The sequence below is a fragment of the Komagataeibacter sp. FNDCF1 genome (assembly GCF_021295335.1).
Classification (GTDB): domain Bacteria; phylum Pseudomonadota; class Alphaproteobacteria; order Acetobacterales; family Acetobacteraceae; genus Komagataeibacter.
Window position 1 is genome coordinate 2,189,410 of sequence record NZ_JAIWOT010000001.1, and the last position, 11,795, is coordinate 2,201,204.

The 11,795-nt window shown below is 56.6% G+C and carries 11 protein-coding genes and 1 tRNA gene; 5 read left to right on the top strand and 7 right to left on the bottom strand.

The features are described 5' to 3' along the window. Window positions 1-97 precede the first annotated feature (97 nt). The 3 genes from LDL32_RS10365 to LDL32_RS10375 form a co-directional block, all read right to left on the bottom strand. Complete coding sequence (locus LDL32_RS10365) at window positions 98-355, bottom strand: hypothetical protein (RefSeq protein WP_233066591.1); 258 nt, start codon at window positions 353-355, stop codon at window positions 98-100. Between the two features lie 144 nt (window positions 356-499). Continuing rightward, on the bottom strand, window positions 500-2,701 hold the full coding sequence (locus tag LDL32_RS10370; protein ID WP_233066593.1) for a TonB-dependent receptor: 2,202 nt from the start codon (window positions 2,699-2,701) through the stop codon (window positions 500-502). Between the two features lie 420 nt (window positions 2,702-3,121). Beyond that, the gene (locus LDL32_RS10375) at window positions 3,122-3,820 is read right to left on the bottom strand and encodes a TetR/AcrR family transcriptional regulator (protein ID WP_233066595.1); all 699 of its coding nucleotides are present in this window, start codon (window positions 3,818-3,820) and stop codon (window positions 3,122-3,124) included. 221 nt (window positions 3,821-4,041) lie between these two features. Here LDL32_RS10375 and LDL32_RS10380 point away from each other — a divergent pair, with 221 nt between their 5' ends. The 4 genes from LDL32_RS10380 to LDL32_RS10395 all read left to right on the top strand — a co-directional run bounded on the left by LDL32_RS10380 (window position 4,042) and on the right by LDL32_RS10395 (window position 7,693). Next, on the top strand, window positions 4,042-5,640 hold the full coding sequence (locus LDL32_RS10380; protein ID WP_233066597.1) for an efflux transporter outer membrane subunit: 1,599 nt from the start codon (window positions 4,042-4,044) through the stop codon (window positions 5,638-5,640). Window positions 5,641-5,751: 111 nt separating this feature from the next. Beyond that, entirely contained in the window at window positions 5,752-6,165 is a 414-nt protein-coding gene (gene dksA, locus LDL32_RS10385) for an RNA polymerase-binding protein DksA (RefSeq protein WP_233066600.1), read from the top strand. Window positions 6,166-6,261: 96 nt separating this feature from the next. Continuing rightward, window positions 6,262-6,336, top strand: a tRNA-Thr gene (locus LDL32_RS10390). A 94-nt stretch (window positions 6,337-6,430) separates the two neighbouring features. Beyond that, window positions 6,431-7,693 carry a site-specific integrase gene (locus tag LDL32_RS10395; RefSeq protein WP_233066602.1) on the top strand — a complete coding sequence of 421 codons (1,263 nt, stop codon included), beginning with the start codon at window positions 6,431-6,433 and terminating at the stop codon, window positions 7,691-7,693. On the opposite strand, the gene LDL32_RS10400 is transcribed toward LDL32_RS10395, so the two are convergent. Further along, entirely contained in the window at window positions 7,694-8,314 is a 621-nt protein-coding gene (locus tag LDL32_RS10400) for a hypothetical protein (protein ID WP_233066605.1), read from the bottom strand. Between the two features lie 2 nt (window positions 8,315-8,316). After that, window positions 8,317-8,877 (bottom strand): recombinase family protein, encoded by a 561-nt coding sequence (locus LDL32_RS10405; RefSeq protein WP_233066608.1) that lies wholly within the window; start codon window positions 8,875-8,877, stop codon window positions 8,317-8,319. Between the two features lie 552 nt (window positions 8,878-9,429). Between LDL32_RS10405 and LDL32_RS10410 the strand changes: the two genes are divergently transcribed. Further along, on the top strand, window positions 9,430-10,266 hold the full coding sequence (locus LDL32_RS10410) for an IS5 family transposase (RefSeq protein ID WP_233064459.1): 837 nt from the start codon (window positions 9,430-9,432) through the stop codon (window positions 10,264-10,266). Here the strand turns inward: LDL32_RS10410 and LDL32_RS10415 are convergent. Then, window positions 10,232-10,765, bottom strand: a complete 534-nt coding sequence (locus LDL32_RS10415; protein ID WP_233066609.1) for a hypothetical protein — start codon at window positions 10,763-10,765, stop codon at window positions 10,232-10,234. The two genes, LDL32_RS10410 and LDL32_RS10415, sit on opposite strands and share 35 nt — an antisense overlap. Before the next feature lie 87 nt (window positions 10,766-10,852). After that, window positions 10,853-11,689 (bottom strand): IS5 family transposase, encoded by an 837-nt coding sequence (locus LDL32_RS10420; protein WP_048856220.1) that lies wholly within the window; start codon window positions 11,687-11,689, stop codon window positions 10,853-10,855. Between the last annotated feature and the right edge of the window lie 106 nt (window positions 11,690-11,795).

An 11,795-nucleotide genomic window follows, 5' to 3' on the forward strand; every position in this document is an offset into this window, starting at 1 on the left:
CAAGATGCCGGTCCAGTGCAGGAGGGAGCCATAATATGAAAACCCGCCTTCTGGTAGAACGGGGCATTCCACGCAACCATGCGGAAGGTCGTCAGCATCACGCCTGACAGGCCGCGCCCGCGTGCATTCGCAATGCCATGGGCAGGCAGCCGGAACCCCAGTCCCTGCCCGGTACCGGGAGGGCTACTGACATTGCAAGGATGTGCAGGTCGCGCCGACAGACTTCGGCATTCAGGAAACCCGCAGGCCGGTCCTGCCCGTCAACTGCAACCCGGCATGTATGCTGTTTTATGCACGCATGGTGCACCCCGACGGACAGGACATCGCCTTCAGCCAGCCATGCCAGTTCCGTCACGGTGCGGAAGGCCTGCGCGGCAGGGTGCTCGATGGGCGGCAGGTGGCATATGCAGGGCTTGCGGGGCGGATGGAAAAGGTCATGCCACCTTGTGGCATGCAGGCCGCAACAGGTCTGCCAACCCGTGCGGCCCGGCCCTGCCGGTCAGAAGGACTGTGAAATACCGGTCAGGATGGTACGGCGCAGCCCGTATTGCGGCGCGCCCACCCCGATACCCGCGCCGGTGCGCAGCATATAGGGGTGATCGAACAGGTTGGTCACATCCAGCCGCAACTGCGTGGTGCGCAGGAAGCGGGAATGGAACAGATCACGGAAGGACTGCACGACCGACATGTTGAAGGTCGCATATTGCGGAACGACACCCCCGTTAGGCACATCCGAATCTGTCCGCAGCCCGCTGCCGTACACCATGGTGGCCGAAAGGCGCGTCGGATGCCCGGTGTGGTGGAAGAACGTATAGGCCCCACCTGCCGAGGCCGTCCAGCGCTGGTCATGATCAAGGTGAATCCAGCGCTGGCTGATATAGGCCAGGTCATCAGGGGCAAAATTGAACTGCGCGCTGGTAATGTCCTTGCCGATGGCGCGTGACCACGCGAAATTGCCATAAAGCGAAAGCGGCCCGCGGTCATAGGAGGTCGAGAACTCGTAACCATTGACCTGCCCGCGCCGGTAATTGAAGCCCGACAGGATGATCGGCGCGCCGAACTGGCCTTCATCAATCAGGTTATGGGCCAACTTGTAATAGGCATCGAACGACACGCGCCAGCCGGGCAGGATGACCTGTTCAATCCCGGCATCGAAATAGTGGTCACGCTCGGCCTTGACCGTGCTGCTGCCTGTTGATGCCGCAGCGCCGGATGTATTGGCAAACTGCTGCAGGTCGGAACCACCCACCACCTCGAACGGCGGCGGGGTGAAGTAGCGCGAATACCCCGCATGCAGCACGCCGCCTTTCCACGCGCGCCACACCACGTTGATGCGCGGGCTGAGCTGGTGCTCGTTGGTGTATTCACTAACTCCATCAAAGCGCAGGCCGTAATTGACCGTCACGTTGCGCAGCGGCCGCCATTCGTCCTGTACATACAGGCCATAGACATCACCCGTGCGGCCATTGCCCGTGTGGATGGTTGTCTGCCGGTTACTGGCATCGAACACCGTGGCATCCGCCTTGGTGATGTTGCGCTCGGCAAAGACCTGGAAGCCGAAGCGGATGGTATGGTCGGGCCGCACCCGCCATGTCACGTCGCTCTGGGTGCCGGTTGACATGACCGAACGCTCGGCATGCTGGCTTACGCCCATATAGGCCAGATCGCCCATGTTGGGATCAGGGCTGTAGCCAAGGCTGCTGTAGCGCGAGAACACGGATGTCTGCAGCGAAAACGCACCGATTTCCTTCTGCAGTGACAGGATGGCGAAATCGGTAATTTCCTTCTGGTGCTCGTTCAGGCCACCGCTGCCCGGCGCATTGGGCAGCAGGCTGGTATAATTATCCTTATACAGCGGCTGGCCAGCATTGTTGGGCAGCTGGTACTCGGCGTTCGATATACCTGCAATCAGGCTGAGGCGCGTGTTCTCATCCACCGTATACCGCAGGTGGCCCAGGAAATGGTACTGGTTGCTCAGGTCATGCGGCGCATTGAACGAGGATGTGGTATTCTCGATCCCCACCCGGTCATGCACATAATCGGCGGTAAAGAAATAATCCCACTTGCCATACTGCCCCCCGTACTGCGCGGAGGGGAAGAAGTAGTCACGCGCACCACCATAGATCGACACGTTGCCGCCCTTGTTGGTCGTCCCGTTCTTGGTGGTAATGTCCACCACCGCCGCCTGCAGGAAGCCGTACTGCACCGGCAGCGCCCCGGTGGAGAGAGACAGGTTATCGGCAAAGCGGGTCATGAGCGTCTGGCCGAACACGTTCATGCCTTCGGGCAACTGCACGCCGTCCAGACGGAACTGCACCTCGTTATGGTCACCGCGCACATGGATCTGGCCATAGCTGTCCTGTGCCACGCCGGGGGCCTGCAGCAGCACGCTGTTCAGCCCCGCATTGTCCCCCCCCGGAATGGTCTCCAGCGCCCTGCGGCTGAAAGCATGCACCGTCGCCCCCGTGGAGGGCTGGAGCGCTACGCGTGCCCGGTCAAGCCGGGCGGTCACGGTCATGGTCTCGGGTGCCGAGGATGCGCGGGTCAGGCGCTCCGCCTCCGTTGTGGTGGCGCGACCGGTCGTGGGGGTGGCCGGGGCCACGGCATCCTGCGCCATCGCACTGACAGCCGGGGTGAGGATGGTCATGGCCACAAGCATGGCAGGAGAATGGGGACGGGCGGAAAACCATAAGCGCATCATGGCAGGGCGGGCTCACATCCAGGAAAGTGAATTCGGGAGGCGCAGATTTATTTGGTACAATATAACATAACAATCCAAAAAATCAGTGCATCCGTTCCTGCCTGCGTTATGTTGTATTTATGCAACAATGCGCATGGACAGCACTGGCCGCGCATGCGCAGGACCTGCCGGAAACCGCAGGTTCATCCGCACCGGCACACATAGTAATGGTGCATGATGGTCAGCACTGCCCCGATGCAGTGGCGCCATGACCCCGTTGGCAGCGAGATCCACGATGGCATCCTGGTCGCACGCGGCGCGTGCGACACCAGTGAACCGGTGCCGCGATGGGACAGAGGCCACCGGCGTGATCCGGTACCTGTCCGCCAATGTTCGTTCGGGGAACCCGCCGCAGGCATCATGCCGCACGGGCGCGGGGGATCAGTCGCCCGTGTGTTCCATGACAAGCGGGGGCAGGCGCGGCGTTTCGCGCAGATAGGCGTTCAGGAATGTCCGTACGGCGGAGCGGGCGATGAAATTGATATGCGCCTCATCCGTATCGACCGGCAGTTGCATGCGGGCGCGTGCCGTGATGCGGGTCTGACACAGGGCGTAGAACTGCTCCGCCGCAAATACGGGATCGGGAATGTTCAGCACGCCCGCGTCATTATGCTGCATGAGCCATGCGGACAGGATGTTGATGGCCTTCTGCGGGCCATGTTTCCAGAAGGTCTCCGCCAGAGCGGGAAAATTACCCGCCTCGGAGATGATGATGCGATTGAGCATGAGCGACAGCGGCGAGGTCAGCAGGCGGATCATGGCCACGGCCAGATGATCGAGCGATTCCTCAAGGTTCGCCCCCTCGTCTATCCGGCTGAACAGGAGCGGCATCTTCTCGCACGCGCACTGCTCCACAAAGGCGGAGAACAGTGTGGCCTTGCTGTCGAAATAATTGTACAGCGTACCCTTGGACACACCGGCATCACGCGCAATGCCTGACATGCTGGCCCCTTCGTAGCCATGTTCGGCAAAAACCCGCGCGGCACCTGCCAGTATCTGCGCACGCTTGGCGGCGGAAGCCCCCGAAAGGCCGCAATCTTGCGCCTGTGCCTGACGTGGCCGGTCTGCCGTGGTGCCCATTGAAATCATCCTGCTCCCAGTAATCGGTGCGTACTTTCGATTGACCCCGTGCGGAAAGCCGATAGGCTAGGGGACTGACCGAACTGATCGGTCATTTCAGCCATGGTAGCGAAACCATGCACTGGAATACAGATTTATATTAACCGTTTCAGGCACGACAGGGGGCCGCGTTGGTGGGTAGGGGAATTTCATGGCGCACGGCGGTGGTTGGATTGTCGGTCATGACCGCCGGGTGCGCGGTTGGCCCGAATTTCCACAAGCCCACCCCGTGGACACCCAAGCAGTACGGCGGCCCGGCCCGTATCGCGGCCGACGGCAGGAGCACCCCTGCGCAGGTGACAAGCCAGACTACGCCGGATGACCCCGATACCGCATGGTGGACCCTGTTCCATGATGCCGAACTGACCAGACTCGAACAGCGGGTCGCCACCGATAACCTGGATGTGCGCGCCTATGCCTACCGCATGGCCCAGAGCCGCGCGGAACTGCGCATTGCCGGCGCCGAACGCTATCCCGGCCTGTCGGCCACCGGTTCCTACGCCCGCCAGCAGTACAGCACCAAGATGCTGCAGCGCATCGTGACCGATGTGGAAAGCGATCCGCAACTGGCCAACACCCCCGGCTTTTCCCAGTTTGCGCCCGCACCGGGGGAAGCCAAGATTCCCCTGTTCAACCAGTGGCGCGACAGCGTGGACGCCACGTGGGAACTGGACCTGTGGGGCCGCGTGCGCCGTGAATACGAAGCCGCCGCCGCCAGCACCCAGGCCGTGAACGAAGCCCGGCGCGGCATGCTGATCTCGCGCCAGTCCGAAGTGGCGCGCGATTACATGGAACTGCGCAACACGCAGGAACAGCTGCGCATCGTCATGGAAAACCGCGACGTGGCGAAATCCATGCTGGACCTGAACCAGCAGCGCTACACCAGGGGGCTGGCCAGCAACCTGGAAGTGGAACAGGCCCGCGCGCAGTATGAGAACACGCTGGCGCAGATTCCCCAGCTTGAGCAGCAGCTTGTGCTGCAGGTCAATGCGCTGAGCCTGCTGATGGGCGCGCCGCCGCGCGCACTGTCCGATGAACTGCTGACCGCTTCTGCCATCCCCCCCGTGCCGCCGCGCGTGCCCGTGGGCGTACCCTCCGAACTTGCGCGCCGCCGCCCCGATATCCGCCGCGCGGAAGCGAACCTGCATGCCGCCATTGCCCAGGTGGGCGAGGCCGTGGCCGAGTTCTATCCGCGCGTGACCATCAATGCAGGCTTCGGCTTTGAATCCCTGTCCTTCCGCGATCTGGGGTTCTGGAATGCCAAGGCATGGAATGTCGGCCCGTCCATCACGCTGCCCCTGTTCCAGGGCGGGCGCCTGCGGGGCCAGCTTGAACTGCGCAAGGCAGCCCAGAAGGAAGCGGCCATCAATTACCAGAAAACCGTGCTGGGTGCCTGGCATGACGTGGATAACGCCCTGACCGCCTATACCGATGAACAGATCCGCCATGATGAACTGGCCCGGCGCGTGGAAGCCAGCCATCACGCGCTGGCACTGGCGCAGGACCAGTACCGCAACGGCATGGTAACCTATCTGACCGTGCTGGACACACAGCGCCAGTACCTGGCCGCGGAATCCGACCTGACCACCAGCACCGCCACCATATCGGGCAATCTGGTGCGGCTGTACAATGCGCTGGGCGGCGGGTGGGAAACCACCTACCCCGAGCAGATCCGCCATACAAAGCAGGCCGGCAGGACCACCCCTTCCCCCACGACCGCAACGCCTGCACCCGCCCCGCAGGCGGCGTCCACCCCCGCAGCCACGCACCAGCCTGCATGAAAGCCACGTTAAAGGCTTGGCGCGCGTGCGCCTTGCTAGTATAAGCCGCCCCGTTCCCCACCGGCCGGAGCAGAGCCGCCACGGGGAACCACGGCGCAGGGACCAGTCATCATGATTACATTGCCCCCCGATTATCGCCCTTCGGATAATGAAGAATTCATGAATCCGCAGCAGGTGGAATATTTCCGCCTCAAACTGCTGAAATGGCGAGCGGACCTTCTTAAGGAAGCGGATGAAACACTTGCCAGCCTGTCCGAAGGCGGCATTCACGAAGCTGACATTACCGACCGGGCCAGTGTCGAGACCGATCGTGCGCTTGAACTGCGCACACGTGACCGGGCACGCAAGCTGATTTCCAAGATCAACCAGGCGCTGCTGCGCATTGAAGCCGGCTCCTATGGCTATTGTGAGGAAACCGGCGAGCCGATCGGCCTGAAGCGTCTGGAAGCCCGTCCCATCGCCACCCTGTCGATCGAGGCGCAGGAACGCCACGAACGCATGGAGCGCATCCACCGCGACGACTGAATTTTCCCTGCCCCGGTTCGACCGCCCCAATTTTCCAAAACACGAGAAAAGGGGTTGCCAGCCGGGTCAGGAAAAGTTAGGAAGCGCGCATACCGTGCTGCTGTAGCTCAGTGGTAGAGCACTCCCTTGGTAAGGGAGAGGTCGACAGTTCAATCCTGTCCAGCAGCACCATTCCCCCTTGTTTTTCAATGACTTGTGTTTTTAGGCAAAGTCGCTGATAGCTAGCATAGCCCTAGCGCAGCCGCGAAAAACCAAGGATTTTGGGGTGAATAAGCACAGTTCTAGCAAAGGCCGGAAACCATATAATCTGTTTCAGCCTGCCGGGTCTGCTAATTGGTCCGTTAGATTTTCGATTCGGGGACAGGGTCAAATCCGCAAAAGCCTTGGCACCCCCGATATTCACCGGGCAGAAATCAAGGCGCAGCGAATCTATTATGAAACGCTGTATAAGGCCGAAGAAGGCCTGAACGTTAAAGCCAGCACCATCAGCAAGATCATTGCCGAATTCGTGGCCGATATGGAAACCAAGGCCACGCAGGGCTTTATGCCCAAAAACGTGGCAAGCCAGAACAAAGCGATTTTGGAACGCTACGTGGATGGGTTCTTTGGTCCACATAATCCGAATTTCATCAGCACCAAAACCATCGACCAGTACCTATCATGGCGATCAGATTACTGGGTCACAGGGCCGGGTAAGGATATTGCCTACCTGACCTATGAACGGGGCGGCAAAACCATCACAGCGCCCGTCACAGCAAAGAAGCGCGTCCGTCCTTCTCCAGCTACCCTGAACAGGGAAAGGGCCGCCCTAAGCGCTTTCCTGCGCTACTGTTTTGATTCGCAATACATCAAGGCAATTCCTGAAATCCGAACGGTTAAAACTGGCTACACAGCCCGTCCCGGTTTTTCGGAAAAGGAATTTGAAGCCTTTTCCGCATATGCCCGCGCATCATCACAGGAAGCAGGGCTTCATCCAGCCGTATTTTATGATCGTTGGCTCTTTTTCCCGTATGTAAGTTTCATCGCCCTAAGCGGAATGCGCCCAACCGAAGTTAAGAATATGAAATGGGGCGATGTTATTGGTTTGGAAATCGATAAGGATGGCATTCCACGGGAAACAGATGTTCATTTGCGGGTTCATGGAAAAGGCCGATCACGCGAATTGATCCCGCGTGAAGAATTAGCCTTTGGTATCAGGATGTTATACAAATTTTATATAGATGAAGCAGGGTTCATACCTGATAAGAATGATTTCCTGTTCATGCACAAGGATAGAACGCAGTTCAAATCCTTCACCGGCCAGTTTAACAGGGCATTAGCTGCCACCGGCCTTACAAGGGATTATCGTGGGGTAAAGCGCACGCCCTACAGCCTGCGCCACTACTATATCACTGAACAGCTAAGGCGCGGCGTGGATGCTTACATTCTGGCCCGCAATGTAGGCACCAGCGTAAAGATGCTGGAAGAACATTACGATCATAATACAAATGAGCGCTATAAAGAGATGTTGCGCCCCAGACGGAATTAGCTACAAGCGGTCAAGCTCTTCTAGGTTTAGGAAGGGCTTGACCAAATTAGGAAAAATATTAACCAGAAAGTTTATTATTATGCTCCCGCATAAACTTGCCTCATTCATTAAATCATCATGTTCTATTTCGCTATCTTCATATTTTCTTCTAGAAGAAACCAACATCAATATGCTTTCCATTATAGTGTTAACTTCTAAAAAAACTTCAGCATCGTAAATAAAAATAAACTCATGGCTCATGGCAAGAAGAGAGTTGCTAACATTCTTTAAATTATCGTAAGATTCTTTAAAGATATTTGATCTAAATTCATTGATTTTGTCCTTAAAAGACTTATATAATTCATATCTCTTTTCAAAAACTTCTAGTTTGAGCTTTCCTCTGGCAATTTGTTTTTGTTCTTCTGAAAGTTTTAGCTGATTCTTCTGAAGATCATGTTGCCTTGTTGATAATTTCCATTGTTGCCATGCTACGTAAACCACAGCGAATGGCACTATTGCTCTGGCTCCTTCACAAATTGTATCCCACCATCCCTTGCCAGATGGAGGCATAGCATTGGTTACGAAAACCATCGGTGGGGTATTCAGCACATCCGGCGCATGCGCCAATGTATTCAAATCCAAGCCTAAAATCCTTTCAGTGCCCTATATACGCTCATACGGCTGATATTCAGGGCTTTGGCTATGTCAGTAGCTTTCTGCCCTTCTGCCTTCATCTGCCTGATCTTTAATGCCTGATTCATAGCAGTTGGCTTTCGCCCTTTATAGCGCCCATCTGTCTTTGCTTTGGCAATGCCTTCCGCCTGTCTTTCCTTCATCAAATCGCGTTCGAATTCAGCCACAGCGGCCAGCATGGTCAACATCAGTTTGCTTGTGGGATTGCGGGTATCCAACTCCTGGCCCCCCATTGAAAGGATCAGCAAGGCAGCGCCCTTGCCTTCAATATCTTTTACCAACGCCAGCAGGTCAGCCGTTGAACGTGCCAGCCGGTCAGGCTTGGCAACCACCAGCACATCACCAGCCCGCAAGTTATCCATACAGGCTGCCATTTCTGGTCTATGGGCGGAGGTAGCTGAAACCTGTTCCGCATAAACCTTGGCGCACCCCTTGGCTTCCAGTTCCCGGATCTGGCCTTCTAAGCCAGCAACCTGATCTGCCGTGCTGGTGCGTGCGTAACCAATGAACATGAAAATCCCCTGATCTGTAACTTTAGGCTCTTAGATGTTCATGAAGGTATGTAACATAAACCAGATTTACAACCCTAAAGTTACATAAATCTGTAACATCCAGATTGTAACTTTAGGGCATGGTCTATCGTTACAAACTTACATTTGGATTCGGGCTTTATAAGAAAACCTTGGCGCGGCGATGGATGCCCGAACGCAAAAGGTTTTCATTCTGGTATGGGGCTTAGCTGGCAGGGGTTATATGTTTTTCAACCCATGCAAAAATGTTCCTGAATTCGGATTCCGCTGTATCAGGTGGTGATGGCCTGTACCCCAAACCATCATAGGCTTCTTTGATACGTTCAGGTGGCACGCCTGCCTTATAAAGCCATGTAATGAATTGCGTTGCGCCTTTATGGCTATGCTGAAACCAACCAACAGCCGATTTGATGGCACCGGCATACGGATCATTGCCTTTAGTCAATGCCTTTGCGGCTTTAGAGCCCGATCCGAAAGTTTTTGAACAATACCAGCCTGTTGTGATTCATCCGTCTTTGCGAAGAGATGGAGTGAATGGTGACATGGACTGGTATTGCCCGGCGCGAGTATAGCCGGGAAGGCTTGCGATATCCATCGGACATGACGGACGGGGAGTGGACTTTGATCATGCCATTTGTGCCCCCTGCGAAACGGGGCGGTCGTCCGCGCACGACGGATATGCGCGAGGTGGTCAACGCGATGCTCTACATAGCCTCGGCCGGGTGCGCGTGGCGTCTGCTGCCGAAATGCTTTCCGCCGGTCTCGACCGTCAGGCGCTATTTTTACGCCTGGCGTGATGCCGGAGTATTCGAGGCCATGAATACGGTGCTGGTCATGAGCCTGCGCGAGATCGAGGGGCGTGACGCCTCTCCGAGCGCAGGCGTGATTGACAGCCAGTCGGTGAAAACCACGGAAAGTGGCGGGATTTCAGGCTATGACGCGGGGAAAAAGGTCAAGGGCCGCAAGCGCCATATCGTGACGGATACCTGCGGCTTCCTGATCTTTCTCCTCGTTCATGCCGCCGACATCCAGGACCGTGATGGGGCCGTTGATGTCCTGGCAGCGATACGCAGGCGCTTTCCCTGGCTGCGCCACATCTTTGCTGATGGCGGTTATGCTGGCGACAAATTGCGAAACGCGCTCGCCGCCATGGGAAAATGGACCCTCGAAATCATCAGGCGGTCCGATACGACGAAGGGCTTTCAGATCCTGCCGCGTCGCTGGGTGGTGGAACGGACATTCGCATGGCTGGGACGGTGCAGGCGGCTCGCCAAAGATTGGGAACAATCCATTGCTTCCTCAACCGCATGGACATTGATCGCCTCGATCCGAATGCTCACACGACGGACAGCAAGGCATTGTCAGGGTTGAAAAACTTTCGGATCGGGCTCTTAGCTTTCGCCCTTTTGGCTTCCCTGTCTTGAAATTCAACCAATTCCCGCTGTTCTTTACGGGCTAGCGCTAGCTGCGGGCTTATGTCCAATGGCCCCAGATCTGTACGTTTATGGCATTGGCATGGGCTAGCACTTGATGGGGATGCGGGTCGATACCAAAGGCGCGAAATGTTCTTGCAGGCATCATCCAGCGCAAAACCTTGTTTGCCAAATAGCGAATTCAGCACCATGAAAACCAACCTATTTTCATCGGCATCGGGAATGGATTGCGCTAGTTCAAGGATAACCCTGAATTTATGGTGCGTGGGCTTGTGGGAATGGGTTGTATAAAGAAACCAGTTACAACCCAAGGTGCCAAGATAGGTAATTACCTCATTGATCTGGTTCCCCTGATCATCAAAATCCAAGCCGAAAAGGTTGGTTGGCCGCGCGTTTTCATTGCTACGGCCTTTCTTGAAAGTTGTAAGGCACAACATACCAACATCCGCCTTATTGGCTTTTATGCGAATGGCCCTTTTTTCAAGCCATTCGCATAATTCCTTAGAGCCCGATCCGAAAGTTTTTCAACCCTGACAATGCCTTGCTGTCCGTCGTGTGAGCATTCGGATTGAGGCGATCAATGTCCATGCGGTTGAGGAAGCAATGGATTGTTCCCAATCTTTGGCGAGCCGCCTGCATCGTCCCAGCCATGCGAATGTCCGTTCCACCACCCAGCGACGCGGCAGGATCTGAAAACCCTTCACCGTATCGGACCGCCTGATGATTTCGAGGGTCCATTTTCCCATGGAGGCGAGCGCGGATCGCAATTTGTCGCCAGCATAGCCGCCATCAGCGAAGATGTGGCGCAGCCAGGGAAAGCGCCTGCGTATCGCTGCCAGAACATCAACGGCCCCATCACGGTCCTGGATATCAGCGGCATGAACGAGGAGAAAGATCAGGAAGCCGCAGGTATCCGTCACGATATGGCGCTTGCGGCCCTTGACCTTCTTCCCCGCGTCATAGCCCGAAATCCCGCCGCTTTCCGTGGTTTTCACCGACTGGCTGTCAATCACGCCCGCGCTCGGAGAGGCGTCACGTCCCTCGATCTCGCGCAGGCTCATGACCAGCACCGTATTCATGACCTCGAACACTCCGGCATCACGCCAGGCGTAAAAATAGCGCCTGATGGTCGAGACCGGCGGAAAGCATTTCGGCAGCAGACGCCACGCACACCCGGCCGAGGCTATGTAGAGCATCGCATTGACCACCTCGCGCATATCCGTCGTGCGCGGACGACCGCCCCGTTTCGCCGGGGGCACAAATGGCATGATCAAAGTCCACTCCCCGTCCGTCATGTCCGATGGATATCGCAATCTTTCCCGGCTATACTCGCGCCGGGCAATACCAGTCCATGTCACCATTCACTCCATCTCTCTGCAAAGACGGATGAATCACAACAGGCTGGTATTGTTCAAAAACTTTCGGATCGGGCTCTTAAAGTTGGCTTTGTTAATGCCTTTCTGTTTT